The following is a 26619-nucleotide window of genomic DNA, read 5'->3' on the forward strand; positions in this document are numbered from 1 at the left end:
AGATACGCTATTCGGCTTTTGCTTGTGCGGCGCGACGTTCGCCGGAGAGGCGTGTCGCGGGAGAATCCTGGAAGGGCGTTGCCAGAGCGTCGCGGCGCGCCTTCTCCACCAGCGCCTCGGGTGATAGCGGCTTGCCGAGATAGAAGCCCTGAAAGAGATCGCATCCCAGTTCGCGCAGGATGCGGACGTGGTCAGCAGTTTCAACGCCTTCGGCCACAATCTCAAGATTCAGGTGGCGCGACATATGCACGATGGCGCGAACGATGCCGACGGCGGGTGCGTTATCGGTCAGCTTCAATACAAAGGAACGATCGATCTTTACGGCGGAGATAGGCAGTTCGCTGAGTCGTGCGAGTGAAGAGTAGCCGGTACCGAAGTCGTCGATGGAGAATAGTACGCCTGCTTCTGCGAGCCGCTTCATGCTGTGGATCATGCTGCTGAAGTCGTTCATCAGCGTGGTTTCCGTCAGCTCCAGATGCAGTATCTGGGGTGATAGCTGATGCCGTTGCAGCGTCTGCAGCACTTTCTCCGCGAAGCTTGGCTGCACAAGCTGGCGGGCCGATACGTTGACGGCCAGTTCAAAAGCCGGAATGCCCATGGCGCGCCATTCTGCCATCTGGCGGCAGGATTCGTTCAGCACCCAATGTCCCAATGGAAGAATCAGGCCGCTTTCTTCCGCAACAGGAATGAAGACGCTTGGCCCCATTTTGCGCAGGAACTCATCCCCGCCGCGCACCAGAGCTTCTACACGCGTCAGATTGCCAATGTTGTTGTAGATGGGCTGGTAATAGACCTCAAGCTGATTGCTTGAGAGTGCCTGACGGAGAGCGACTTCCACTTCTGTGGCGGAGTGGGTTTCAATTTCGTTCTGCTCGTTGGCCATCACGGCGCAGCCGCCGCCCATACGCTTCGCCTTGTAGAGCGCGCTGTCAGAACGCTTGCGAATCGTATCCAGATCCAGTCCGTCGTCCGGATATAGAGCAATGCCGATGCTCATGGAGACGGCGATCTCATTGTTGCTGAGCTTTAGTGGCTTTGTGAGGGAGCTCAATAGTGCGTTTGCCGCGCCCTGTGCGCCGCGTGCTGAAGGCAGGCCACCCACCATGACGGTGAACTCTTCACCGCCGGTGCGGGCCAGCGTGTCTGCATCGCGCACGCGCGATTGCAGGCGTCCCGCAATTTCCTTCAGGCATTCGTCGCCCACCAGGTGGCCATAGGTGTCGTTGATCTGTTTGAAGCGATCGATGTCCAGCGTAAGTAGCGCTACCTTGTTGCCGTCGCGTGCGGAACGCGCAATCGCTTGTTGTGCGCGATCTTCCAACAGCATGCGGTTCGCAAGTCCGGTGAGGGGATCGTGCTGTGCGCGATAGACCAGCTCGCGGTTCGTACGTTCCTGCTCGGTGATGTCCATGGCCATGATGAAGCGCGCCTTGCGGCCCTGAAACACCACGTCATGCCCGGAAAGGTCGACGTCAAAGATAGTTCCATCTCTGCGTTGATGTCGCCAGAACTGCCGTCCATCCTGCAGTGGAATATTCATCATGCTGCGGAGGCGGAGCTTCTCCTCTTCCGGCATGATGTCGTACAGGGTCATATCGAGGAACTCTTCGCGTGGATAGCCATACACCTGCACCGCAGCGTCGTTCACTGAAAGAAATTTTGCAGTGGCAGGATCGTAAATCCACATGGGCTGCGGATTGCTCTCGTACAGCAGACGGTACTCTTCGCTGAGCACCTTGATCTTTGAGGTGTCGAGTTCGAGCACCAGCAGGATCATTCCGATGCCTGCAATGTATTTGGGAAGATTCCAGATCTGGTTCAGAGAGTGCACCCACTCCGGATGTATGTCGATGAACTCGTAGACCACATACATGGTGGCCCATCCCAGAAAGCCCAGAGCGCAGATCCATGCACCAATGTGTTTGCGCAGCGGGCTGGCCAGCAGAAGAATGACGCAGGCAAGGAATATCTGGACGAGAATGGCGGCCAAAATAGCGCTGATATTGCCAGCGGCCAGCAATACTGTTTTGACTGCGATTCCAGCAATACACAGCAGCAGAATCCAGGGAAATGCAGGCGATTTTCTACCGAGGACGCACCACGCGATATAGATAGCGATCGCTTCGCCTGCCACGATGCAGGCAAAGATGTAACCGGGCTGCTGAAAGCCGTAGGTCGTGCCAACCGCCACAATCGCCGGGGGCAGCGTGATCATGGCCAGCTTCAGGCTCAGAGCGCGAGGAGAGATGCCATCTGCTGCGAAAGAAAAGACAAACAGAAGGCCGCCGACGAACAGAAGTATGAGGCGCAGGGATTCCAGCAGCGGACTAGCGACTAGCTGATGGCTTTGCGGAAGCCAAATAAGAAAGCTGGCCAGGATAGAGATCCAGCCGGCGAGCCATAACCGGAAACGCCTCTGCGGCCGACTGGCCTGTAGTACGCCAAAGAAGATGACGAGGACGGGCAGCAGCAGCAGATCAAAAAGATTGCCTCGCACTTACTACATCCCCTCTCTCACGTATGCGTGAGAAGCCTGTTCATCCTTTGTACCGCGTTCGGGAACGATGTGGGATTTCGCGTGGTGTAACCAACCTGAAATATATCCGGCTCTCAGCGTACGGCTCGAAATTAACGCATTCCCATCCCACATCCGGGGTATCTATCGCGATCTTTTACTTTCTTTTCAACGCAATCGCTGAGATGCTTCTTTTGCAAAATAGGTGACTATGAAGTCCGCACCGGCTCTGCGGATTGCGAGCAGGCTTTCCATCATGGCGCGCTCTTTCTCCAGCCAGCCACGCTCAAACGCGGCGTGCAACATACTGTATTCGCCGCTGACCTGATACGCGCCCAAAGGCAGGTCAAAGCGTTCGCGTGTGGCACGGATCACATCGAGGTAAGGGCCTGCAGGTTTAGCCAGCAGCATGTCTGCGCCTTCGGCCACGTCGAGCTCAATCTCGCGCATCGCTTCACGCACGTTGCCGCCGGCCATCTGATAACCGCGGCGGTCGCCCATCTGCGGTGTGGAATCGGCGGCTTCGCGGAAGGGGCCGTAAAACGCCGAGGCAAATTTTGCGGCGTAGCTCATGATGGGCGTTTCTGCGAATCCGGCTTCGTCGAGCGCATCGCGGATGGCGGAGACGCGGCCGTCCATCATGTCGCTGGGTGCAATGATGTCAGCACCGGCGCGGGCCTGCGAGACGGCAGTCTTCGCCAGCAGCGGCAGCGTGGCGTCGTTGTCCACGGTGCAGTCGTTTCCTTCGCCGGTCAGCGGGCCGCAGTGGCCGTGGCTGGTGTATTCGCAGAGGCAGGTGTCGGCGATCATCACGAGTGATTGCAACGCGGAGTCGGCCTTCAGGGCACGCAACGCGCGTTGCACAATGCCGTCGTCCGCATAGGCGCCACTGCCTTCCAGGTCCTTGCTTTCAGGGAGGCCAAACAGGAGCAGACCGCCGATGCCCAGGCTGGCGCATTCCGCGGCTTCCTTCAGGGCTTCGTCGACGGACAGATTGAAAACACCCGGCATGCTGCTGATCGGCTTCCGTACGCCTTCGCCGGGACAGATAAACAGCGGAGAGATGAACTGCGAAGGCTGCAGGAAGGTCTCGCGCGTCAGCGAACGCATCGCTTCGGTGCGGCGCAGGCGGCGCATGCGGGTCACGGGAAACTGCATGCTTAATATTGTACGTTTTCGTACAGACGCTATAGAAAACGAAGGACTTCAGCCGATCCACAATTTGTCTACATTCAGTTGCGGCAGTAAATGACAAAGAAATCGGGCGCCGAAGCGGGGCCCGAGAGTATTGCTATTTCAGGTTTGGTTAGAAGGATGCACGCAGGCTGAACTGGAACTGACGATCAGCGCCATAGGTGCCGCCCTTGGTTGTGCTGCGTCCGAAGTTGGCCGATCCATAGGTCAAGTTCGGGTTGTCAGGCGTCGGGTGGTTGAGCAGGTTGAACGCTTCAGCGCGGAAGGTAAGCGCCGTGTTCTCGTGACCCGGAACCAGAACCCAGCTCTTATTCAAAGCTGCGCTGTAGCTCTGGAAGCCAGTTCCTGTGATCGCACTACGTGCACCGCGTCCAAGGAAGTGACCTGCGTATGGGAACAGGGTGCAGGTCAACAGGTTCGTCGACTGTCCAGTCGGCACAGTGACGGCGCCGGTGGAACCTGCGATCTGGTTTGTTGTTGGGCAGCTCACAGCCGAACCGGTGTTCGTTGCGAAAGCGGTAGTGTCAAACCACGTTGCGGTACCGGTCTGGCCTGCGAACGCCTTGCTCGTCCGGATAGGCTTCGTGAAGGGGACGTACTGACTTCCCGATCCCTGTCCGACGCCCGCGATGTCCGAGCTGGTGGTTACGCGCTGCGGCTGACCAGTCTGAGCCTGGAGAGTTCCGGAGAACTGCCAGTGACCCAGAACGGCACGGTTTGCCCAGTGCGACGAGTGGTTGAACTGGTCGATGTTATAGACGAAGTTCGCAAGGAATACATGACGGGCGTCATAGTCGCTCAAGCCCCAGTTCGGTTTGGGGTCATAGGCGTTGGGCAGTTTGAAGCTATTGGCGGAGCCATAGTCCTCTGCCTTCGACCAGGTATAGGCAACACCGAAGAGCAGACCCTTCGTCATACGGCGACGGAGGTTGACCTGCAGTGCGTGATAGATGGATCCGCCAGCATTTGTTGCCTGGTTGATTGCGTAGAAGCCCTGGTAAGGACGCAGTGTGTCTGCGTACTTTACAGCCCGGTTCTGCGGCTGATAGAGCGTTCCGGTCTGAAGCTGGTTGATATTGTTCAACTGCTCCAGATGAACACCCCTGCGACCTGCGTAAGAAACAGTCAGGACGCCCAGGCCCTTCATCTCCTGTTCGACCGTTCCGTTCCAGTTCCAGGATTCGGGGCTTGGGTAGTTAAATGCCTGCGAGGAATACAACAGCGGATAGTTAGACGATCCACCCTGACCTGCAGGATTGTCCACGCTGCCCTGCGAGACTGAAGCGGAAGGCTGGAACGGAGTGTTGCCGCCCGTGAAGACGTTGTCCGTAATGCCGAGGCGCTGGACATAACGTCCGCCACCTGCACGGATTACCGTGCCAGGCTTTACCTGGTAGGTAATACCAACACGCGGCTGGAAGTTCGTCTTGATGGTCGGCGAGTACTGACGGTCATATCCGCGGAACAGGAAGGAGTATCCGTTCGCCAGAATGTCCGCGCTCACGTGTCCCTGTGCGCTGGAGGGGAAGCCGCTGCCCGGAATAACCACACCGTTCAGCAACTGCTGCTGCGTACCCGTTACCGTACCGTTCGTCGGGCTCACAACGGCCGCATTGCCAGCGTTGTAATCCTTCTGGCTGAATACGGACTGGTTGCCCCACTTCGCGTAGTACGGGTTGTAGTAGCTCCAACGCATACCGGCTTCGAGCACCAGGTTCGGTGTTACGTGCCAGCTATCCTGCGCGAAAGCGTCATATGACCACGCACGATACAGCGTGTACGAGCGTTGGCCGATTTCACCGTAGGTGTCGAACAGGCCCAGGGCAGCGTTTGCAATACCGTTCCCGCTACCACCAGCGCGGGCATCCGTAAATACGAACTTACCGTTCTGGTTGTTGGTGGAACCCGGGGTGTTGGATACGGTGATCTGATCCTTGTTGTTTTCGCCCGCATACTCAGCAGAAACGCCGAACTTCGCCGTGTGGTTACCCCACACCTTGGTCAGGTTGTCTGCAAAGGTCCAGATGACACCGCCCGACTTTGACGGATAGGGTGTGCCGTCCAGAAGAGTGATTGCGCCCGGAAGCTGGATGGTCGGATACTTCAGCGGTAGATCCTTTGTGGAAGCCGAGAAGAGGAAGGGATAATTGATGCCGTACTTGGTACGGTCATACAGACCGCTGGAGGTATCCACGCCGATGGTCACGTGTTCGCCCGAGGCGGAAGCGATAGCTTCGTTCACCATGGTCGGGTTGATGTTCCAGGAGTAGTGCAGGACGGCAATCTGGTTCGGACGGCTCCACTTCTGCGGCAGCTTATTGAAGTTGCCGTTAAAGGGAGACGTCATGTGGAACGTGTAATTCAGGATGGTCAGACGGATACGGTGTGCGTCTGAGGGGACCCAATCGACCACCAGCGTATCTTTACGCTGAGTCTGCGGTGCGGCGGCGGTGGCAATCCAGTTGTAGTTCGCCGTTGCAGTATTCGGCGCCGGGAACGCATTCAACAGGCCAACACCGTTTGCGCTGAGCTGGTTTGCTGGAATGATGTTGTTCGGATACGGCGTGTTAGTGCCCGGCTGGTTAATCACCGTGCCCGGGTTATAACCATATTGCTTGGCATTGGCGCCTAGCAGTTCACTGAAGTCGCCACCCTTCATGGCGATCGACGGCACCGTGTTGGTCTGTGTGGCACCGACCATGTACTTCACCCACTCCTGACCGAAGAGGAAGAAGAGCTTTGACTTGTCCTTGTTCCAGTGCCCAGGAATATAAATAGGGCCATTCAGGTTCCAACCAAACTGGTTGTAGCGGAAGGCCTGCGGATGGAGACGTGTTGCATCAGGGTTCGAAGGCAGCTTACGTGACCAGGTATTGGCGTTGAAGAAGTTGTTACGCAGATACTCGTACGCCGATCCGTGGAAGTCCGAGGTTCCGCTCTTGGGAACCATGCGGATCTGACCACCGTCGGAACGGCCATACTCAGCCTGGTAGCTGCCGGTGAGGACCTGCACCTGGCTGGTGGAATCCACGTCTGCTACGCCGATTGAAGTACCGTTGGAACGGGTACGCACCATCGGAGCGCCGTCCAGGGTCAACAGGCTTTCCTGGCTACGTGCGCCGCCAATGTTAATGCCGTTGTCCAGGCCGAAGTTGAAGTTTGCCATCGGCGCGTTACGTACAACGCCGGGCTCCATCTGGGCCAGGTACATCGGGTTACGGCCGTTGAGCTGAATGTTCTTGACCTGCTCCTGGGTAACAAGCTGGCCCAGAACGGCTGATTCGGTCTGCACGGTGTTGGTGTTCGCTTCCACAACCACGCTGCTGCTCGTGTCGCCGACCTTCATCGGTGCGTCCACACGCTTAGCGATCGACGGGTCGACCTGCACGCCGCTGGTCTTGAATGCCTGGAACCCGCTGGCTTCCACCGTTACGGTGTAGGTGCCGGGGCGAACGTTGGGAATGGTGTACTGGCCGCTTTCGTTGCTGGTAACGGTGTTTTCCGCGCCCGTTGCCTGGTTGCGAAGGGTGACCTTCGCATTGGGCAGGACGGCGCCAGTCGGATCGGTGACGGTGCCCGATACCGCGGAGCTATCGGACTGCGCAACGGCGCTGATAGCGAGCGGAATCGCCAGTGAGGTCGCAAGGAGCGATCTCACGAGGTGGTGTCTTTGGTACATAGTGCCTCCAAGTGAAACAAGAGCTGGTTCGCAACACATATCCCTGGCGAACTTAAGCCCTACGCGTTCTACCGGTCGGGATTATCAATAGTCAAGAGATCAAAACGCTTTTAACTGAAAAATAGTTATCGATAACTATCCCGAAATTCATAGATTTTTCCCGATTGCGATAGATGCCTTTAACTCCCATATCCAGGGGCCTTCAATGCCTCCGTATTTCGGTAGGCGAAATACAATGGACATGTGGCAGAACCTACTTTGATGCGTCAGACAAGCCCCGCCGCGCTGGAATGGCCGCGCCTGCGGGAGCATCTTGCAAGCCGGACACAGTCTTCTTTGGGACGCGTCCGCGTGCTGGCCTTAGAACCTTCGCGTGACTTGCAGGCGATTGAACGAGCACAGACCGTTACTGCGGAGATACGTCTCTTTCTCGTTGCCGGTGGGGCGTTCAGCTTTCACGGCCTCTTCGATGCCAGCACGCTACTGGACAAGGCGCGCATCCCCGATGCATCGCTGGAGCCACTGGAGCTTCGCCGCATTGCGGAGCTGGCGGAGCACATTGCTGACTGGCGCAGCCTCATTGCCGAGCCGCCCGATGAGATTCGCGATCGCTGGCCGACGGTTACGGCCATCTCGCAGCCCGTGGTGCAGACGAACTTCTATCGGCTGCTGCAACTGATCAGCGGCAAGATCGAGTCGGATGGTTCGCTGGCAGATTCGGCGTCGCCGGAGCTTGCGCGCATTCGCAAGGCGATGGAGCGGCAGCACAAGGCGATTGAAGAAAGCCTGCGTCGGCAGTTGCGTGCAGTCAGTGCAGAGGGCGGCGCGCAGGAAGATCTGATCACCATTCGCGGTGAGCGATTTGTGATTCCGGTGAAGACGGAGTTTCGCCGTCGCGTGCCGGGCGTTGTGCATGGTTCTTCTTCGTCGGGGCAGACCGTGTTCGTGGAGCCGATGGAGACTATCGAGCAGAACAACGAACTGGTGCGCCTGCTGGATGAAGAGCAGCAGGAGATTCATCGCATTCTCGTTGCCATGACGCAGGCCGTGGGCGAGCAGGCGGGTTCTATTGCGCGTGGCACGGAAGTGCTTGCGGACATGGAAGCGCACTTTGCCTATGCGCGCTTTGCGCAGGAACTGGATTGTGTGCGCCCTGTGTTCACTGACGGTAAGCCGCACGGCGATGACGCTGCGTTGAGTCTGGATGCGGCGCGTCATCCGCTGTTGCAACTGCGCATGCTCGAAGAGCGCGCGAAAATTGTGCCGCTGACGCTTAGCCTGCCGGGTGCAGCGAAGCAGCTCATCATCAGCGGTCCGAACACGGGCGGTAAGACGGTTGCGTTGAAGACGGTTGGCTTGCTGGCGTTGATGGCACAGGCTGGATTGCCTGTCCCTGCAACGAATGCGCGGCTGCCGATCTTCTCCGGCGTGTATGCGGACATTGGTGATGCGCAATCGATTGAGCGCAATCTGTCGACGTTCTCTGCGCACATCTCGCATGTGAACGAAATTGCGCGCGAGGCGGACAATCGCGCGTTGGTGCTGCTGGATGAGCTTGGTTCTGCGACCGATCCGGAAGAAGGTGCTGCGCTTGCGGTTGCGATTAGCGAGCGATTCCTGATGCTGGGCGCTTGGAGCATCATTACGACGCATCTCACGTCGCTGAAGATTTACGCCGCAAAACATGCGGGTGTTGTGAATGCTGCCGTCGGCTTTGATGAACGCACGCTGGCGCCCACGTATGAATTGCGCATGGGTGTTCCCGGCGCGTCGAGCGGTATCAACATTGCCGAGCGGCTGGGGCTTGAAGCATCCATCATCAAAGCTGCGCGTGCTTCGGTGACGACGCAGTCTGCGGACATTGCTCGCTTCCTCGATGAACTGCACACGCAGCTTACGGCCGTCGCGAAAGAGCGTAATGATCTTCGTCTGCGCGAGATGGAAGTGGAGCGCGAGAAGCGTCGCCTGGAAGCGGAAGGCAAGAACGAACAGCACAAGCGCGCACGCGAACTGGAGAGCAAACTCGCATCGTTGATGAAGGAGTTTGAGTACCAGATGCGCGAGAGCGTGAAGTCCATTGAGGACAAGGGCGCGAAGGTTAAAGCAAGCGCAGAGGCGGATCGTCGCATCGCACGTTTGAAGCGCGAGTTTCAGGAGAGCTTCAATCAAACGGTTGTGGCGCACGTTTCCGGCGCAGATAAGAAAGATCCAGCGGCGCGACCACATGTTGTGAGTGCTGTGAGTGCGGGCGATATGGTGCGGCTGAAGTCGATGGGGCGTGATGCGAAGGTAGAACGCATCATCGACGACCGCACGTATGAAGTGTCCATCGGGCCCATGAAGATGCGTGTACCGAAGGATGACATTGCGCACGTCACGGTGCCTGCGCCGCGGCAGTCGCCCATTCAGCATGCGCAGAAGCGCGGTATCAAGGTGGTGGCACGCGAGCCGGATATGGTGCCGGGCGAGATCAATGTTATTGGTCGCACAGCGGATGAAGCTCGTGACGAAGTGGAACGCTTCCTTGACCAGGCGTTTCTTGCAGGACGACCAACGGTGCGCGTGGTGCATGGCACAGGTATGGGAATCCTGCGCCGCAGCCTGCGCGATTATCTACGCAAGCATCCGCATGTGATCAGTATTGAAGAGCCGCCCTATAACGAAGGCGGACAGGGCGCAACGCTGGTACAGTTACGCCAGTAAGGAGTGCTTCATGGCGACGTGCACACATACCGACCAGATTAACGATGTTTCGCCCAACACGAACGGCTGCGAAGAGTGTTTGAAAACTGGCGGCCGATGGGTGCACTTGCGCATGTGCCTTACGTGCGGCCATGTGGGTTGTTGTGACCAGTCGGTAGGGAAGCACGCCACGAAGCACTTTCATGCAACGAACCATCCCATCATGCAATCTGTTGAGCCGGGTGACGACTGGGGCTGGTGCTATATCGACGAAGTGATGCTTCAGTTCGAGTAAGTACGATGGAGCATCTGGATATCGCTTCCGTTTTGGAAGAGTTGCGTGCGCTGGAGCCTATCTTCCACACACATGCATTCGGTGTAACGCTGGATGATTTCGCACGCCGCATGGTGGATGACTACTGGGAGATCGGCGCTTCCGGTGCTCGTTATGACCGCGCCTTCATTCTGAAGCATCTGGCTTCCGCGCCGCCGGTCGACGCGGAGGCAGCAGGCTGGATCACTTCGGATCACGCGTTGCGTTGTCTTGCCGCGGATACTTTCCTGCTGACCTATCGCCTGCAACAGAAGGAACGCATCACGCTGCGCTCCACGCTCTGGCTTCGTACAGAACAGGGATGGCAGATTCTTTTCCATCAAGGGACCGTCGTCTTTTCCTAGCCTTTTGCGATTCACGAAATCGTCCTTGACTATCCATATAGTTGTATATACAACCATATGGAAGACGGAATGAAAGGGGATTGCATGCGGCTGTTTAAGGTTGTTTTCGGATTTCTTTTTGCTCTTGGCGGAGTTGCGTGTGCGCAGACGCCATCTGCTCCATCACTTCCTGCCGTACCGACAACGAAGGTCATCGCCATCGGCAGCATCGTGAACATGCCTGCGAGCGGAACGGCAAACATCATGCCGCAGGAAGTTTCCGATACAGTGCGCCTGTACCTGGCGGGGAAGATTGACCAGTGGTACGTGCGCAAGGATCAGCGTGGTGTGGTGTTCCTGATGAATGTCACCAGCACGGATGAAGCGCATTCTTTACTGGAAAAGTTGCCACTGGGCGTTGCGGGCATTATGAAGTTCGATCTGATCCCGGTGGGGCCGCTCAGCCCGCTGAATTACCTTCTTCCTAAGGAGAAGTGAAACGGTGTTTTGTTATTGTGCGGAGTCGCGCCGTGTTTCTCGCCTGCTTACCGCAAAGTATGACGCGGCGCTGGCGCCAACTGAGCTTACGTCAAATCAGTTTGAAACGATGAGTGTGTTGCATGCGATGGAGCGTTGCAGCGGTCGCGTGCTGGCTCAGAAACTCGCGGTGGATAAGACGACGCTATCGCGTAACCTTCGCGGCATGATCGAAGCCGGTCTTGTTGTGGCTAAGGGGTCTGCAGAGGATGCGCGGCAGGTGGACTATTCGCTGACAGCGGTTGGTCGCAGAAAGCTGGCGAAGGCCCAGCCGCTATGGCAGGCTGCTCATGAAGAAACCAGCCGGCAGCTTGGTTCGCATGCTGCATCTACGCAGAAAGTTCTACAGAGGATGGCCGCGGCACTGTAACAACATCCGCCAAAACGCTAAGATTGGCTGCATGAGCAAGCTGCGAACCAGCGCATCGGCGCCCATCACCGTGCAGAGCGAAATCCGCGCCATGAGCGTGTTGTGCGAACAGGCGGGCGGAATCAATATGTCGCAGGGCATCTGCGATACAGATGTGCCTGCGGTTGTGATGGAAGGCGCAAAGGCCGCAATGGATGCGGGCTTCAACATCTACACACGGCTGGATGGCATTGCACGTTTGCGCGATGCAGTGGCTGCCGATTGGTCGCGACGTAGCGGTATGCCCGTTGATCCGGAACGTGAAGTGCTCATCACCAGCGGTGCTACCGGCGCGTTTTATTGCGCAGCGCGTGGGCTGCTGGATCCCGGTGATGAAGTCATCTTGTTTGAACCGATGTACGGGTATCACATCTACACGCTGCGCGGACTTGGACTGGTGCCCGTGATTGCGCCGCTGGAGTATGGCACGTGGGCGCTGGATGTGGATGCGTTGCGTGCAGCGATTACGCCGAAGACGCGCGCTATTGTGCTGAACACTCCGTCGAATCCTTGTGGCAAGGTCTTCACCCGTGAGGAACTGCAGGCGGTTGCTGATATCGCTATGGAGCAGGATTTGTTTGTGCTCTCCGATGAGATCTACGAACACTTCATCTATCCCGGTCACACACACATCAGCATGGCGACGTTGCCGGGAATGAAGGAACGCACTGTTACCATCTCAGGATTCTCGAAGACGTATAGCGTTACCGGATGGCGCGTGGGGTATCTGATTGCCGATGCAAAGTGGATACCCGCGATTGGGTTCTTCTCCGACACGGTATACATCTGCGCACCGGCGCCATTCCAGCACGGTTGTGCTGCAGGCCTGGAGTTGTTGCCGCCATCGTTTTACACGGAGCTTGCTGCAGAGCACGATCGCAAACGTGCGCAGACCGTTGCTGCATTGCAGGACGCAGGGCTTACGCCGCATATACCAGATGGAGCGTATTACATCGTTGCGGATGCAACACCGTTGCATGGAGCTACAGCCGCGGCGAAAGCTCGCGATCTGCTGGCACGTACTGGTGTCGCTGCGGTTGCGGGTTCTGCGTTCTTTCGCAAAGGCGGCGGCGAGAATCTATTGCGCTTCTGCTTTGGCAAACGCGATGCCGATTTGGATGAGGCATGCCAGCGGTTGCGGAGCTTATCGCATGCCTGAGCGACAGATCCTGCAAGTTCAAGACTTCGAGAAAGAGCGCGTTTGCGCTACACTGCGCGAATGCTGCCAAGCCTGAAAGATCTCGAAGGATTCTTCGAGTGGTTATTTATTGGATCAAGCCAGGTGGCGGCCTGGGGAAGTGTCCTCACCCTGATCATCGTCTACTACTACACGCGTTATACCCGACGCATGATGGTGGCCACGGAAGCTACGATGCGTGCTTCGCAGCGGCCGCTGGTGCAGGTGGTTGGAGTGCAGCGGTTTGGCGAAGAGGTTGAAGTTCAACTGCGCAATGTGGGCCACGGGCCTGCGTTGAATCTTTGCCGTTGGGTTGCGCGTCGCAGTACTGTGGCGAATGGCATCCCGCGCAGGCCCGGTTTCATTGCACCGCCGAAGCACTTTGAAGAGAACTCGCATGTTGAAGTGTTGGGTTCGGGCAATGAAGAGGTCGTCGATTTTGAACATCGTATGGCCGCAGGCAAAGACTGGGAAGAAGTCTTGCTGATCATCCATGCCGAGGACATTCAGGGTAACCGCTATCAGAACGCCGTGAAGATTCGATTGAGCGAAGAAGAGAATCGCATGGTGTGGCAGAGCATGTCTGAGCAGTTGCAGGAAGATGCCATGGAGCATCCGCTGGTGCAGAAGTTGATGGCGGCGAAGAGCAACCTGGAAGAACGCATCAAGCGCTAAAGCACACTGAGAAAGTTCACCAGGTCCTGCTTCTCGCGTTCGGTGTAATGCGCCTGATAGCGGCGGTCGTAGAAGTCCACCACGGCGCGCAGGTTTTTCGCGGAACCTGCAGTGAAGTACGGTGCGCGTGCGGGCAGTGCACGCAGTTGCTGCATTACCAGTGAACCCACGTCAGCGCATTTTCCTGTGATCAATGCACGTCCGGGATCGTTCGTGTAAATAACTCGACCAAGATAGGGATGCGGCGTCGCCTTTGCATTGCATGTGATCTTGAAGAGTGGCAGGTCCTTCTGATCGCCAGCCCACGGCATTGATGATGTGCCGATGTCCATCCATGCCTGTGTGGTTGCTGCGCCGGTGCGGCGTTCGCTGTGGCAGGTGGTGCAGGTTCCTTGTGTGGTTTTGTCGTTCTTCAGATTCGCTGTTTGCGTGATGGCAAAGGTGCGTGACGAAAAGACAACGCTGCCGCGTTCCACGGAACGACGGAATTCATTTTCCGGTGCGTTCGATGTGCCTGCCCAATGGTCAAGCGTCATACCGTTGCCATTCGGCAGAGCTGCGGCGCGGGCCAGATTCCATGAACCAAGCAGTGCGGGCGCGCCAAAGCTTGAGATGTCGCCGCCGGTGTCGTCGTGTCCCTGCGAGACGAAAACCTGTCGTTCAAACGCTACGATGCTTTGCATGTCTTCCGCAGAGATGTTGCCGTGGCCCTGCATGTGTTTGTGAAAAGCATCCTGCGCCTGCGCTTCCAGCGTGGTGGCGCGGCTGTCTGCGGTGAATGCGTCGGAGGCCTCCAGGTAGCGGAGATTCGCTGCCATGCGTGGTCGGCGATAGATGGATACGGAAGGCTGGGCAGCGTGCAGGCCGTAGGTTTTTCCACTATTGCAACCCGTGGGATCGCGCACGACTTCAATGTGAAACTCCGGCGTAAGACCCTCCGCGGGCCATTGCTGTTGAATGCGGAAGAGGCCTTTCTCCAACAGCAAAGAATGCGATGCACGATCGCTCTGCGGAAGGTCAGGGCAGTTGGATCCGTCGACTGCGGCGAAGACCGCATCGTGTCCCGTGGTTTCTAACCAGCGCTCCTGCAGCTTCTCTGGTGTGACGCTCATGCCGTTGGAAAGTTGATGGCAAGTGATACATCCACGCCCATTGGTGCCGAGCGGACGGAAGAAGGGATGCTGACCAGAGGTGAGGTCACCCGCTGTGTTGTAGATGAGTAGGTCGCCACTACTGTCCTTAAAGACGGATGAGAAGGGCATGCGTTCGTTGCTGCCTGCTTCCCACCACGCGGGCGCGCCACCGTACTGGCCCATGGTTCCAAGCACAATTGCCGCAACAGCAACTGCGCCGCAGGCGACGGCGGCGATTCGCTTCAGACGCATTCGGACTGGAAGCTGCAACAAGGGCATGACCCCTCACGCAAAAGACAGATTGAAACAGCGGTACTGCAAGGTATATCACCGTAATACAGAAAGTAGTTCGTTTTGTTACCAAATAATTCGGCAGATCGTTGCAGGCAAAAGAAAGCGGCGCAGCCGAAGCCGCGCCCTTCGTGTTGATGTTTCCTTATTACTGTGTGGGCGGGCGACGCGTGGTGTTTGCGTCGGGCTTGCCGCCAGGATTCCACGTAGGTTTCCACGTCGTATCGGCCAGCCAGCGCACGGGACCTTCCATGGATTGGATTGCCGCTGTCATGTGTGTGAAGTCGATCGTCTTCAATTCGTCAGAAACCTGGTGGTAATCCGTGTGCAGGCCAAAGGAGGAAACGGTCTGCGCAATGATGCCCTGACGCGCCAGCGCAATGTTGTCGCTGCGCATGAAGAATTGTTCCTTAGGATGCGGATCAGCCACAATGTTTGCGCCGTGCTTCGCCAGTTCGGGGCCGAGGTTGCTGCGCTCGTAGCCTGTGAGCCACAGCGTGCCTTCCTTTACGGCAGCATCGGGGCGGCCAATCATTTCAAACTCCAAGTTGGCCACCAGCGATTCCAGCGGCACCGGCGGATGCGCGAGGAAGCCACGTGCGCCATATCCGCCCATCTCTTCGCTGCCGAAGAGTGCAAATACGATGGTGCGCTTCGGAGCTTTGCCTGCTGCCAACACGCGCGCCAGATTCAGCACGGCGGTGGTGCCGCTGGCATCGTCGTCCGCGCCGTTATAGATGGCGTCGCCATTCTTCGGTTCTTTCAACATGCCGAGATGGTCAAGATGCGCGGTAAGAAGAATCACTTCGTCTTTCAGCTTGGGGTCGCTGCCGGGCAGCATCGCGATGGCGTTCCATGTTTCGGTGCGCGGCGTGTCTTCAAAGGTGGCCAGGCGCTGCTTCGTGCGGTCGTTCATGCGTGAGGTCAGATCGACGGGAATCTTCTGCAGGAAGGTGCCGTTGTCACCCGCGGGCTTCAGGCCCAAGCCTTCAAACACGGCGGCGCAATACTGTGCGGCAAGATGTTCGTCACGCGTCAGACTACCGCGGCCGTGCAGCGTGTCGCTGGCCAGGAAGTCCATGTCAGCATGCACATGCGCGGCAAGCGATGCGGTGTTTGGCTGGGCTGAGGTTTTTTTCGCTGGTCCAGCAGCATAAGAGGGCACAGCGGCAAGCGCCGCGAGGGCAAAGACAGTCAGAAATCTGGAACGCATATCGGAGACTGTACTGTTCCGAAGACTGCAAGAGCAACTGTATCTATCAGAATTCAATACCGCGCTGCGCCAGAATGCCGCGCGTGTAGGCGTGCTTCACCTCGCGCATCTCCGTGACCGTATCTGCGAGCTCTACCAATAATGGATGCGCATTGCGTCCCGTCAGGATGACATGCAACATCTGCGGTCTTTCTTTCAGCGCCTCTGTAACGGCCTGCGCGTCGAGCATGTCATACCCAATGGCGTAGTTGATCTCGTCGAGCACGATTAAATCCCATTCGCCAGAGTGCATTGCGCGAACAGCTTCCTGCCACGCCTCCTGCACCATGCGCAGATCTTCAGGATCAGTTTCCGCACCGCCAACCTTCACAAAGCCGCGGCCTAACTGCTTGATCTCAAAATCGCCGTTAAAGCGTTCGGCAGCATCGAGTTCGCCGTAGTGCCACGAGCCTTTCAGAAACTGCAGCACCAGCACACGCATGCCATTGCCCGCAGCACGCATAGCTGTGCCCAGCGCGGCAGTGGTTTTGCCTTTGCCTGCGCCTGTGTGAATGATGAGCAGCCCCTGCCGCTGTGTTCCTGCATCTGTCATGAGATTCAGTATGTCCTTAATGGCCCAGGTGATACGGATGTCCCTGCAGAATCGTCGACGCGCGATAGATCTGTTCTGACAACACAAGCCATGCCAGTTCATGAGGTAACGTCATAGCGCCTAATGAGATGCGCAGATCAGCGATTTTCCGAGCTTCATCAGACCATCCGTCCGCAGGCCCAATGGCCAACATCAATCGGCGAATGCCGTTGTCGCGCGCTTCGCGAATGCGTTCCGCAAATGCGATAGAGTCCAGTGATTTGCCGCCGAGATCAGCGATCCAGAAGAACGCAGCGCCCGCACGTTTTTCATCACCCACAAAATCCAGCAACATTTTTTCATTACGAAAAACACGCGGCGTCGATGGCAACGTCTTGCCGCAGCGCTGTAAATAATCCTGTGACACGGCTTCAAGCGAGGCATGATGTGCGGCACCGGGGCGCACAGAAAGCAACGTTACTTGAATCGCCATCGATGCACCTTTCTGTCGCGCAGTTCAAAATTGAAGATTATGTAATTCGCAAGAATGTTCTATGAAAAAGCAGATATATCAGGTTGGCATTGGGACGCTAAAGCTGTCATAACGCGTCATAACTTGCCATCTCCCTGTCCTCTACCGAATTGGTACTCCTCGTGCAATAACGCATGTCGCAAGACTGTTTTCCCCTTATTGGATCTTGGCCGAGAGGCCAAAGTCCTGCTCACGACAGCTCTCTTGAGGATACTCATTGATGAAGAAACATTTTGTCCGCCTGGCCTTGGCTGCGGTTACTCTCGCCGGTGCGCCGGTGATCCTCTCCCCTTCCGTATTGGCTCAGGCCATTTCGGTTAACGGCGGTTCCATCGGCGGTACGATTACCGATCCATCGGGCGCAGCAATCAGCGGCGCCGGTATATCAATCACCAGCACGGACACCGGCTTCAAAAAAGAGTTGACCACCGACAAGTCCGGCTACTATCAGGTAGGTCCTCTCAACCCCGGAAACTACACCGTGACGGTTACTGCGGCTGGCTTTCAGACCACCACGGTAACGACTGTCGTCCGTACGGGCACGGCCACGTCCGGTAGCTACAAGCTTTCTGTGGGGCAATCCAGCACAGAAATCAGCGTCAGCGCTGGTGATGTGCAGGTGAACACGGATCAGGTGTCCGTGGGTGGCGTTATCACCAAGCAGCAGATTGATACCCTCCCCGTGAACGGCCGTAACTTCCTGGATCTGGCACAGATTGAACCGGGTGTCATCCTGCAGTCAGGTGAATCGTTCGATCCCACCAAGGCCGGTTACTCGGCTATCTCAGTCGACGGCGTTTCTGGCCGTACCACGCGTATTCTGCTTGACGGTCAGGACATCACCGACGAGACCGTGGGCACCACGATCTTCAATGTGTCGCAGGGCGCGATCAGCGAGTTCCAGTTGAACCGTTCGAACTCGGACGTGAGCGGCGATGTTACTTCAACCGGCCTGGTGCTTGTTTCCACTAACTCCGGTACCAATGCGCTGCACGGACAGTTGTTCTATAACTTCCAGGATCACCGTGCAGGCTATGCTCTGACGAAGAACGCGGTTGATGTTCCGTTCCAGCGGAACCAGTTCGGTGGGTCCATCGGCGGCCCCATCATCAAGGACAAGCTGTTCTTCTTCGGTAACGCAGAGCGCATCAAGCAGGACTCTTCGGCGGCTTCGCCTGTTTCCACGGGTGCATCTGCGCTGTTCAACGCAGTTGCCGCGCAGTACCCCGCCATCCCCAGCCCCTATCGTGAAACCTATTCAACGGCTCGCCTGGATTACAACGGTCCGTTCGGTGGCCACTACTTTGTTCGTGGTAACTACAACGTGAACTCGGTGGCGTCGAACTATGGTTATGGGTACTGGCTGTATGCAAACCGCGATAACACCCCCGGTATTGCTGGTGGCGCGGATTTTGCGACAGGTAAGTTCACGCACTCCTTCCGCGTATCGTATGAGAAGTTCCACAACCTAATCAGCGACGCGACAGCAGGCAACTCCTCTGTCTACAACCCGCTGCCCGGCTTCGCTTTTTATAACTCGGCGCAGGGCTTGTACGCTGGCCCGAACTACCTTGCCCCGCAGGGCACCTTCCAGTCGGATAAGCAGTTCCGTTATGACGGTAGCTGGACGCGTGGTTCGCACAACGTCCGTTTCGGTTACTCGTTGAACCGTATCCTTGGTGGTGGCTTCGCGGCCTTCTTCGGTCTCAGCCCGCGCGCATCTGAGTCGCTCTCCACGCAGCTTGCAAATTGCGGTGGCGCTTCTGGTGCAGCGGCTTGCCCCACGGACCCTATCAACGGCTATCACGTTGGTACGGTTTATATTGGCAACGGTCAGGGCTACTTCACAGAGAACTCTGGTTTCAATCTGCCCGGTGGCGGCGTAGGCGACTGGCGCTCCGGTGCTTACCTGTCGGATAACTGGAAGATCACGCCGAATTTCACCTTGGTTGCAGGCGTTCGTTGGAGTGTGGACACAGGCCGCGCCAATCAGGACATCAATCTGCCGACCTGCGCGGATCTGGATACCTCTGCCTTCACGTCTGGAACCAATCCCTGCGCTGGTCTGGCTGGCACCACGGGCCTGTTGTCGCTATGGCAGTCCAACCTGGGCGCCACTCGAGTTCATCAGCCCTGGACAAACTTCGGACCGCAGATCGGTTTCAACTACGCTCCTGGTAACCACAAAACCGTACTGAGTGCCGGCTACGGTATTTACTACGAGGGCGATGTCTTCAACAACACGACAAATGCCCGTAACGCGCTGTTGAAGTCCGGCGCATTCTTTGACGATCGTAGCGTCTGCTCTGGCAGCTATGCAGTCAAGTTCCCGGATGGATCGACCGTCACCAGCGTGAACGGAACCTCCATCCAGAACATCTGCACCACGCTGTCTGTTAAGCAGGCCGCTCCACTGCTGGTTCAGTTGCAGCAAAACTACCAGTCCGTCACAAAGGCCAACGCGAGTCTGGCGAACGGTGCCTACCTGGGCGAGACTCTGAACGCCTCTGGTATCTATGCCCAACCTTACCGCACACCCTACTCGCAGCAGTTCAATGCGAGTATCCAGCGTGAAGTCTTCAAAAACGCCACACTTGCGGCCAACTACGTTCACCAGAGCACGATTAAGATCCCCCTCCAGACGGATCTGAACCACATCGGTGCGGCTCGCTACCTGAACAGCACAGCGGCAACGAATGCAATTGCCGCAACGGCACAGGCGTTCGGTTGTACTGGAGCAGGTACTGCCACCGCAAATGCGCAGTGCGCGATTAACAACGGCGCTATGATCGGTGACTTTGCCGCTGAGGGGCTGGATGGCGGCGCGAATTACTTGGGCGGATACCCGGTCGGTAACATCGGTGGAACTCCAGCTTTCGGTGCAGCCTTCCCCGGCGCGAATCCTCTGCTCGGCAGTGGTGCAGTCATTCTGCCTCAGGGGCGTTCGGGCTATGACGCACTTCAGCTGGTCTTCCGCGAGAATGCGACCCACCCTGCTCCGGGGATTCAGTCTGCGAACGTTCAGGTGTCCTACAACCTGTCGCGCGTCATGAATATGGGCACCGGAGTAGGAACGCAGTCTGACCAGTTCTTCAACAATACCGCTGTTGATAACGATAACCCGACCCAGTTCATGGGACGCAATGGTCTGGACCACAAGCACCAAGTGAACTTTGGCGGATCAGCGACGCTGAAGTACGGCCCACGCGTTGGCTTCATTGGCCACTTCTACTCCGCGGCTCCGGGCACCTTGTACTTAGATTCGACCACAAGTGATGGCACGGCAAACGGTGGCATCTTCCTCTCGGATATCACGGGTGACGGTACGACGGGCGACATTGCTCCGAAGACCGGTGTGGGTAGCTACATGCACCAGATCCAGCCGAAGAACTTCAATAGCTACGTCAGCACATTTAACAGCACCTATGCCGGTACACTGACACCCGCTGGTAAGGCACTGGTGAACGCTGGCTTGGTAACCAACGCGCAGATGACGGCGATGGGAGCGACGATCCAGCAGATCGCAACCCCTGCCTCTGCCACTCCGATTGGGAATCCTGCATTCCGTTCTCTTGACCTCAACTTCGCCTACCCGATCCGCTTCTCGCGTCTTCGTGAAGGCCTGAGCCTGGAGCCGTCCGTCGTGTTTTATAACGTGATGAACTTCTCCAACTTCGGAAACGCAACTTCGACCACCACCACGCTGATCAACGCCAATACTGCAGGCGGCTCGACTGTGACCAGCTCGGGTTACCTGCAATCGCCGAACACTTACGCTGCATTGAACAACGGCCGTACGCAGCGTGGTTCCGGTACCTTTAGCGTGGGTGCACCCCGTACCACGGAGTTCCAGCTCAAGCTGAACTTCTAACTTATCCCCCGGAGAAAGCGATGCGGAGAGCCTTAGCTCTCCGCATCGCTTTTTGCTGCCGTACTGCATGACTACCGGACAAATAGAAGCGCGCTGGATCCGAAGATCCGGCGGCGCTTCTATTTGTTTGATGGAATGGTTATTTGCGGGTGCGTTTTGCCGCGGCTTTCTTCGTTGCAGGCTTCTTGGCAGCCGGAGCTTTCACTGCGGGCTTGGCAGCCTTCTTTGCGACCGCCTTCTTCGGCGCTGCAACAGCCTTCTTTGCCGCGGTCTTCTTCGGTGCGGCTTTCTTTGCTACAACCTTCACCGCTGCCTTCTTTGCCGTGGCTTTCTTTGCAGCAGGTGCTTTGGCTGCGGTGGTGCCAGCCTTTGCGCGTGTCTTGGCTACGGCAGCCTTGATCTCGCTGTTCAGGTCGGCTGCGCTGATGGACTTCGCAGTCTTGCGCAGGCGCTCCAGTCCATAGAACTCGCGCTTTTCCGGCATGAAAACGTGAACGACGAAGTCCACATAATCCATCAGGACCCATTCGCCCTGGCGACGGCCTTCCACTGAGTTCGGCAGAACGCCAAAGTCCTTCTTCAGGCGGTATTCAATCTCGTCTGAGATGGCGACGTTCTGGCGTTCGTTGGTGCCGCTGCAGATCAGGAAGTAATCCGTCAGCGAGCTTTCCGATGGGTCCAGTGCCAGGATGCGGATATCTTCCGCTTTCTTACTGTCTGCCGCGTCCACTGCTGCGGCAAGCAAACGGTTCGCTTCCAAAGTTGGCATTGATCTCCTTCTCTACAACACTCAGGATAGACGCGTGCAGGCCTATTCTGCCACTGTCAGAACGTATCGGGCGAGATGGATTTTAACGGGCATGGTAAAGGTGCATGCGCGCAATGTAGAGAGCCACCTTGGTGTTCAGCATGTCACCGCAGGAGATGCCCAGCCGCAGGCGCTCGCGAACGGCGCTGGCAGAGGTTTCTTCTTCCAGATCAGTCAACAGATGCACGCGTTCTCGTTGCTGCGGAGACAGCTGTAGCGATGTCAGGTCATACAGATCAAACCCAGGACGCGACAGGACGATCCACTCGGCCTCTTGCAACAGGCGTTCCGGCTCATGCCAGCGGCGTAGCGTCAGGAAGCTATCGGCTCCCACAATGACGAAGATCGATGCGTCGGGATAGAGCGCACGCAACTTGGCAAGCGCGTCCACGGTGTAGTTGGGCAATCCGTCGGCGCGTGGCGCATCCAGATCGGTGACTTCCAGCCTTGGGTCTTCTGCGCAGAGGAGACGCGTCATTGCCATGCGGTCTTCAAAGCCCGCACCGGGCGAGTTCTGTTTGAGCGGCTGCACGGCTGTGGGGGCCAGCAACACGCGGTCCAGCGCAAAGGCGTCCGCGGCCTTGAGTGCAGCGTGAAGATGTGCGCGGTGCGGGGGATCGAAGGTGCCGCCGAAGTAGCCAATGCGCATGCTTGAGAAGCTTACCAGCCCAGCATCACTTTGCGCAGAGTGGGACGACGTAACAGCAACCCTGCCCATACGAGGAAACCAAAGACCACGGGCACAACCCACATAGGATCACCAACGCGTGCGTGTGTCATCACAGCGCCGCCCATGTAGGCCGTCATCAGGATGGCGCCAATGGGCGCAGTGCGCGGAATCAGATACAGCACGCTGCACAACAGCTCACACAGGCCCACCCACAGGATCATGCTGAGGGGAATGCCGAATGGAGCCATGCCCTGCTTCACCATCTCCGCTCCGCTTAGCGCAGTGAACGCGCCTGTAAACAGCATGAGCGCGGGGATCGCGCTCAGCACCCAACCTGTCCAGTATTGTGCCCGGCTGGGCGTGCTCTCTTCCGGCATAGCAAAACCCTCGTGGAAATTCGTTCCACGAGGGTACATGCCGTGTGCTCTTCTGCCAAGGGGTTAGCGGTCGTCGAACATGCCTGCGATCGCGCCGCCGATAAGGCCTGCACCGAGACCAGCGCGTGTTTCCTGACTGGGTACTTGCATATAGCCCTGTACCGCGTGGGCCAGGCGTGCAATGGGGAGTGTCTGCAGCCATACCCGTCCGGGACCGGTCAGGGCAGCCAGGAAGATGCCATCGCCGCCAAAGAACATGTTGCGGATGCCGGGAACGCGTGTGATCTGAAATGAGACACCCGCATGGAACGCGCCTACGTGACCGGGATGCACGCGCAGCGTCTCGCCCGGGGCAAGATCACGTACAACGACTTCGCCGCTCAGCTCGAGCCACGCCGTGCCTTGCCCATAGAGCTTTTGCAGCAGGAAGCCGTCTCCGCCAAACAGGCCTGCGCCCAGTGACTGTTGAAAGCCCACACCAAGGCCGATGTTCTGCGTCGCACACAGAAAGCCGTGGCGATGCACCATGTACTCGTCGCCATCGCCGTGCAGTTCTACGGGAACGATGTGGCCGGGAACCTTCGTCGCAAAAGCGACTTCGCCGGGCTGTCCCACGGCGGTGTATTCCGACATAAACAGAGTGCCACCACCGGCCATGCGCTTGATGGCGCCAAAGAATCCGCCACCGCCTGCGGCCTGCGTATGCGTGTGCATGTTGATGCTGCTGGTCATCCAGCTCAGTTCGCCAGCCTCGGAGATGATCGTTTCTCCAGGCTGCAGCAAAAACTCAATGGCGGGCATGGTGGTGCCGTGTATACGCGATTGCATTGATGTCTCCAGCGCCACCCTCAGCAGCGCTCCAGATTCAACATACGCCTGTGGGCGGTCCGCGGTTCCATCCTGTCGCAAGGACAACTGTTTTGAACTACCGATTGCAACGAGGGCAAAACAAAGTTCCAATGCACATGGCGCAGATAAGCCGCTGCCGTGTGCCGATGAAATCAGCACACAACAGCGGCTTATCTGCAGAGTTGCGTTGGAGGACGCGTTCTACTTCACGGTTCCGTTCATCGCTGCCGGGAAGAATGCTCCGCCCTTACCTGCGGCGCCTCCTCCGTAGACGATGCTCAGAACCTGGGATGTGGTGCGAGCATAGGTCATACCGTTGCTATCGCAGTCCACAATGGTGGATGCACTTCCATTGACGCCAACACCGATGTCGTCATTGTTTGTGCCATCCAGCTTGGCGCGCGTTGCGGCAATGGCTTGAGAGATGGACTGGGCCGTTGCGCCTGCCTGGAAGATACGCGTGCGGATACTGGCTGCGTGATAAGCCTCCACGTTGTGGATGCCAACAGCCTTGTCCAGGTACGTCTTGTTGGTGATAAGCCCTGCTGCTCCTTGATAGGCTGTCACACCCACATCCTCAAAGATAAATGCGCCAATGAGGAAGTTGGTTTCGCTTGCGAATGGATCAAAGGTGGAACCAAGTCCGGCCGCAGAGGCCAAGGCATTAAAGCTGTTCATAAGATCAATGTTAGGCATGGCAACCGCATTCGCGGCCAACGCAGATTGAAGGAACTTCACATGGTTCTGTTCGTCCTGTGCGACTTCTGCAGCAAATTGCTGAAGAAAGGGCGTCGTGAAGTTAACCTTCGGATTGGACTTCACCGTAACCGTTCCACCGGCTGTGCCGCCACCACTTTTCGTGGAAATGCCAGCGTTGTCGATGGTGGTACCGGTGACTGCCAACGTGTAGAACTGCGCCTCAAGAAATTCAAGATTCAGGGCAAAGTTAAGAATGTCGTTGTCGTTTACGCCCGAAGATTGTGCGAACGCCTTGCTGCCCAGTGCCATGCCGGCCAGTGCGGCGCCGCCAAGCATAAGTGCAGAACGGCGTGAACGTCCGTCCGGAGACGTTTGATTGTGAAGCTTGTTTTCCAGAATGTTTTCCATGTCTCCTCCTTAGGACTTTGAAGCCGCGATGGTGCCGTTCATACCGTTGGGATAGAAGCCGCCCTTGCTGACGACACCCGCTGCAGCACTGAGATAAACGATGTGCAGAACCTGGTCCGTCGTGCGGTCGTAGGAGATGGAGTTGGAATCTGCCGCGACGATGTGGCCTGCATCCAGCGTAGTTTCCGCGCCGCCACCGGCTGTTGCACGCAACATGGAGATCTTGTTTGCGGTGGTGAGATACGGATCACCAAGCTGTGCAATCAGCGTACGGATGGTGCCTGCGTGATAGGCCTCAGTGGCAAGGATTCCTGCGGCTGCGCCGAGATTCGATGTGCTGGTAAGAAGGCTGGCCGCACCGTGATACGCCGTGACGCCAACATCTTCAAAGATGAACGCGCCCAGAAGGAAGCTGTTTTCATCCGCAAAGGGATTAAAGCTGGACCCTATGCCCGCAGCCGATGCAGCAGCATTAAAGCTGGCTGTGAGATCAATTGCAGGACGGTTTACTGCTGCAGAACCCAACGCCTTACGCAGAAAGCGGACGTGTGCCAGTTCGTGGTTTGCAATTTCATTGGCGTACTGCTGAATGGCGGGCGTCTTGAATGAAACCATGGACCCGCCAGTCACCGCACCTGCGCTGGATCCGGCATCCGTGCTGGTAAGCCCTGAGCCGGTTGCGGCGCGCAAATAGAACTCTGCTTCCAGATATTCCAGGTTCAAAGCAAAGTTCAGAATGTCCGTATCTGTGATCGTTGGAGTGGTTGTGGGAGGAGGTGTGGTGGTTGACGAGTTATTGCTATCACCGCAACCGGCCGCAGCCAGTGCAGTAACTGCCATGCCGGCGCCCGCGAGAAACTTGCGCCTGGAAAGATCTTCTGTGACGAGCCGACTGAGCTTGTTCACGCTCTGCCTCCTTGGGGATGTTCACTGCAAATCTGCATTGTCCTGTCCTGGACTGCACGTACACAGCAAGTACGCCCTCGCGAAGGGAAGTGGATTTAGCGCGGCAGCATTTTGTTGAAATAAATTTCTTGCTCCAAATTCAGGAGAAAATTTCGATCGGACAAAATCCAATTACATCGGCCACAGCGTAGTTGCAGTTGAAGAGACAACTCTTCCGAGAGGAAACAACAACGATGAAGAACCGAGTGCTGGTGTTGTGTTCGATGATGCTTCTCCTAATTGCCCCTTCACTGGTGGCGCAACAGGATCCCATGGTGGGTGGTGCTGCGATGTATCCCACAAAGAACATCGTGGAGAACGCCATGAATTCCAAGGACCACACCACATTGGTGGCTGCAGTCAAGGCTGCAGGTCTGGTGGAAACGTTGGAGGGACCCGGGCCATTCACCGTGTTTGCTCCTACCAACGAAGCTTTTGCCAAGCTTCCTGCCGGAACGGTGGACACGTTGCTGAAGCCTGAAAACAAGCCCATGTTGACGAAGGTGCTGACCTATCACGTGGTCTCCGGCAAGCTCGACAGCGCAGCCATCAAGAAGATGTTGAAGGAAGGCCACGGCAAGGCAGAACTGAACACGGTGAGCGGAGGCAAGCTGTGGGTAATGGCGCATGACGGAAAGATCATGTTGAAAGATGAGAAGGGCGGCATGGCGACCGTCACCATTGCAGATGTGTACCAATCGAACGGTGTCATTCATGTGATTGACAC

22 protein-coding genes are annotated in these 26619 nt (G+C 57.2%); 9 read left to right on the forward strand and 13 right to left on the reverse strand.

All coding sequences use genetic code 11. The annotated features are described in order from the left end of the window. Window positions 1-7: 7 nt before the first annotated feature. The 3 genes from JAO32_RS02825 to JAO32_RS02835 all read right to left on the reverse strand — a co-directional run bounded on the left by JAO32_RS02825 (window position 8) and on the right by JAO32_RS02835 (window position 7367). Window positions 8-2497, reverse strand: coding sequence for a putative bifunctional diguanylate cyclase/phosphodiesterase (locus JAO32_RS02825; protein ID WP_334237272.1), 2490 nt, complete (start codon window positions 2495-2497; stop codon window positions 8-10). 186 nt (window positions 2498-2683) lie between these two features. Continuing rightward, window positions 2684-3673, reverse strand: a complete 990-nt coding sequence (hemB, locus tag JAO32_RS02830; protein ID WP_334237274.1) for a porphobilinogen synthase — start codon at window positions 3671-3673, stop codon at window positions 2684-2686. A 148-nt stretch (window positions 3674-3821) separates the two neighbouring features. Further along, on the reverse strand, window positions 3822-7367 hold the full coding sequence (locus JAO32_RS02835; RefSeq protein WP_334237276.1) for a TonB-dependent receptor: 3546 nt from the start codon (window positions 7365-7367) through the stop codon (window positions 3822-3824). Window positions 7368-7649: 282 nt separating this feature from the next. Between JAO32_RS02835 and JAO32_RS02840 the strand changes: the two genes are divergently transcribed. The 7 genes from JAO32_RS02840 to JAO32_RS02870 all read left to right on the forward strand — a co-directional run bounded on the left by JAO32_RS02840 (window position 7650) and on the right by JAO32_RS02870 (window position 13525). Continuing rightward, window positions 7650-10091: an endonuclease MutS2 gene (locus tag JAO32_RS02840; protein WP_334237279.1), complete on the forward strand. Its 2442-nt coding sequence runs from the start codon at window positions 7650-7652 to the stop codon at window positions 10089-10091. 10 nt (window positions 10092-10101) lie between these two features. Then, the gene (locus JAO32_RS02845; RefSeq protein ID WP_334237281.1) at window positions 10102-10365 is read left to right on the forward strand and encodes a ubiquitin carboxyl-terminal hydrolase 14; all 264 of its coding nucleotides are present in this window, start codon (window positions 10102-10104) and stop codon (window positions 10363-10365) included. Between the two features lie 5 nt (window positions 10366-10370). Beyond that, entirely contained in the window at window positions 10371-10748 is a 378-nt protein-coding gene (locus tag JAO32_RS02850) for a nuclear transport factor 2 family protein (protein WP_334237283.1), read from the forward strand. 84 nt (window positions 10749-10832) lie between these two features. Next, window positions 10833-11225: a hypothetical protein gene (locus JAO32_RS02855; protein ID WP_334237284.1), complete on the forward strand. Its 393-nt coding sequence runs from the start codon at window positions 10833-10835 to the stop codon at window positions 11223-11225. A 4-nt stretch (window positions 11226-11229) separates the two neighbouring features. Continuing rightward, window positions 11230-11634: a MarR family winged helix-turn-helix transcriptional regulator gene (locus JAO32_RS02860; protein ID WP_334237286.1), complete on the forward strand. Its 405-nt coding sequence runs from the start codon at window positions 11230-11232 to the stop codon at window positions 11632-11634. A 31-nt stretch (window positions 11635-11665) separates the two neighbouring features. Beyond that, window positions 11666-12832: a pyridoxal phosphate-dependent aminotransferase gene (locus JAO32_RS02865; protein ID WP_334237288.1), complete on the forward strand. Its 1167-nt coding sequence runs from the start codon at window positions 11666-11668 to the stop codon at window positions 12830-12832. Between the two features lie 42 nt (window positions 12833-12874). Continuing rightward, window positions 12875-13525: a hypothetical protein gene (locus tag JAO32_RS02870; protein ID WP_334237290.1), complete on the forward strand. Its 651-nt coding sequence runs from the start codon at window positions 12875-12877 to the stop codon at window positions 13523-13525. On the opposite strand, the gene JAO32_RS02875 is transcribed toward JAO32_RS02870, so the two are convergent. From JAO32_RS02875 to JAO32_RS02890, 4 genes are all read right to left on the reverse strand, one after another. Next, window positions 13522-14910 carry a hypothetical protein gene (locus tag JAO32_RS02875; protein ID WP_334237292.1) on the reverse strand — a complete coding sequence of 463 codons (1389 nt, stop codon included), beginning with the start codon at window positions 14908-14910 and terminating at the stop codon, window positions 13522-13524. The genes JAO32_RS02870 and JAO32_RS02875 overlap by 4 nt on opposite strands. 187 nt (window positions 14911-15097) lie before the next feature. Further along, the gene (locus JAO32_RS02880) at window positions 15098-16162 is read right to left on the reverse strand and encodes a M20/M25/M40 family metallo-hydrolase (protein ID WP_334237294.1); all 1065 of its coding nucleotides are present in this window, start codon (window positions 16160-16162) and stop codon (window positions 15098-15100) included. Between the two features lie 46 nt (window positions 16163-16208). Then, complete coding sequence (cobO, locus tag JAO32_RS02885) at window positions 16209-16754, reverse strand: cob(I)yrinic acid a,c-diamide adenosyltransferase (protein ID WP_334237296.1); 546 nt, start codon at window positions 16752-16754, stop codon at window positions 16209-16211. Window positions 16755-16770: 16 nt separating this feature from the next. Continuing rightward, on the reverse strand, window positions 16771-17226 hold the full coding sequence (locus JAO32_RS02890; protein WP_334237298.1) for a 23S rRNA (pseudouridine(1915)-N(3))-methyltransferase RlmH: 456 nt from the start codon (window positions 17224-17226) through the stop codon (window positions 16771-16773). A 259-nt stretch (window positions 17227-17485) separates the two neighbouring features. Here JAO32_RS02890 and JAO32_RS02895 point away from each other — a divergent pair, with 259 nt between their 5' ends. Next, entirely contained in the window at window positions 17486-21136 is a 3651-nt protein-coding gene (locus tag JAO32_RS02895; protein WP_334237299.1) for a TonB-dependent receptor, read from the forward strand. 139 nt (window positions 21137-21275) lie between these two features. Here the strand turns inward: JAO32_RS02895 and rsfS are convergent, their stop codons facing one another. The 6 genes from rsfS to JAO32_RS02925 form a co-directional block, all read right to left on the reverse strand. Next, complete coding sequence (gene rsfS, locus JAO32_RS02900) at window positions 21276-21905, reverse strand: ribosome silencing factor (RefSeq protein ID WP_334237301.1); 630 nt, start codon at window positions 21903-21905, stop codon at window positions 21276-21278. An 82-nt stretch (window positions 21906-21987) separates the two neighbouring features. Further along, entirely contained in the window at window positions 21988-22593 is a 606-nt protein-coding gene (gene nadD / locus JAO32_RS02905; RefSeq protein WP_334237303.1) for a nicotinate (nicotinamide) nucleotide adenylyltransferase, read from the reverse strand. Window positions 22594-22604: 11 nt separating this feature from the next. Then, on the reverse strand, window positions 22605-23030 hold the full coding sequence (locus JAO32_RS02910) for a DoxX family protein (RefSeq protein WP_334237304.1): 426 nt from the start codon (window positions 23028-23030) through the stop codon (window positions 22605-22607). Between the two features lie 24 nt (window positions 23031-23054). Then, entirely contained in the window at window positions 23055-23819 is a 765-nt protein-coding gene (locus tag JAO32_RS02915; RefSeq protein ID WP_334237306.1) for a TIGR00266 family protein, read from the reverse strand. A 222-nt stretch (window positions 23820-24041) separates the two neighbouring features. Beyond that, window positions 24042-24947, reverse strand: coding sequence for a ferritin-like domain-containing protein (locus JAO32_RS02920; RefSeq protein ID WP_334237308.1), 906 nt, complete (start codon window positions 24945-24947; stop codon window positions 24042-24044). A 9-nt stretch (window positions 24948-24956) separates the two neighbouring features. Further along, entirely contained in the window at window positions 24957-25853 is an 897-nt protein-coding gene (locus JAO32_RS02925) for a ferritin-like domain-containing protein (protein WP_334237311.1), read from the reverse strand. 233 nt (window positions 25854-26086) lie between these two features. On the opposite strand from JAO32_RS02925, the gene JAO32_RS02930 reads away from it, so the two are divergent. Further along, window positions 26087-26619, forward strand: a 533-nt coding sequence (locus JAO32_RS02930; protein WP_334237313.1) for a fasciclin domain-containing protein, incomplete at its 3' end; no start/stop codon positions are given.

The sequence above is a fragment of the Terriglobus sp. ADX1 genome (assembly GCF_036877645.1).
Lineage (GTDB): Bacteria > Acidobacteriota > Terriglobia > Terriglobales > Acidobacteriaceae > Terriglobus.

Bases quoted from the DNA above. Each gene is read 5' to 3' on its own strand.
- hemB (WP_334237274.1), bottom strand. From the start codon at position 3,673: ATGCAGTTTCCCGTGACCCGCATGCGCCGCCTGCGCCGCACCGAAGCG.
- JAO32_RS02840 (WP_334237279.1), top strand. From the start codon at position 7,650: ATGCGTCAGACAAGCCCCGCCGCGCTGGAATGGCCGCGCCTGCGGGAG.
- JAO32_RS02845 (WP_334237281.1), top strand. From the start codon at position 10,102: ATGGCGACGTGCACACATACCGACCAGATTAACGATGTTTCGCCCAAC.
- JAO32_RS02850 (WP_334237283.1), top strand. From the start codon at position 10,371: ATGGAGCATCTGGATATCGCTTCCGTTTTGGAAGAGTTGCGTGCGCTG.
- JAO32_RS02855 (WP_334237284.1), top strand. From the start codon at position 10,833: ATGCGGCTGTTTAAGGTTGTTTTCGGATTTCTTTTTGCTCTTGGCGGA.
- JAO32_RS02865 (WP_334237288.1), top strand. From the start codon at position 11,666: ATGAGCAAGCTGCGAACCAGCGCATCGGCGCCCATCACCGTGCAGAGC.
- JAO32_RS02875 (WP_334237292.1), bottom strand. From the start codon at position 14,910: ATGCGTCTGAAGCGAATCGCCGCCGTCGCCTGCGGCGCAGTTGCTGTT.
- JAO32_RS02880 (WP_334237294.1), bottom strand. From the start codon at position 16,162: ATGCGTTCCAGATTTCTGACTGTCTTTGCCCTCGCGGCGCTTGCCGCT.
- cobO (WP_334237296.1), bottom strand. From the start codon at position 16,754: ATGACAGATGCAGGAACACAGCGGCAGGGGCTGCTCATCATTCACACA.
- JAO32_RS02890 (WP_334237298.1), bottom strand. From the start codon at position 17,226: ATGGCGATTCAAGTAACGTTGCTTTCTGTGCGCCCCGGTGCCGCACAT.
- JAO32_RS02895 (WP_334237299.1), top strand. From the start codon at position 17,486: ATGAAGAAACATTTTGTCCGCCTGGCCTTGGCTGCGGTTACTCTCGCC.
- rsfS (WP_334237301.1), bottom strand. From the start codon at position 21,905: ATGCCAACTTTGGAAGCGAACCGTTTGCTTGCCGCAGCAGTGGACGCG.
- nadD (WP_334237303.1), bottom strand. From the start codon at position 22,593: ATGCGCATTGGCTACTTCGGCGGCACCTTCGATCCCCCGCACCGCGCA.
- JAO32_RS02910 (WP_334237304.1), bottom strand. From the start codon at position 23,030: ATGTACCCTCGTGGAACGAATTTCCACGAGGGTTTTGCTATGCCGGAA.
- JAO32_RS02915 (WP_334237306.1), bottom strand. From the start codon at position 23,819: ATGCAATCGCGTATACACGGCACCACCATGCCCGCCATTGAGTTTTTG.
- JAO32_RS02920 (WP_334237308.1), bottom strand. From the start codon at position 24,947: ATGGAAAACATTCTGGAAAACAAGCTTCACAATCAAACGTCTCCGGAC.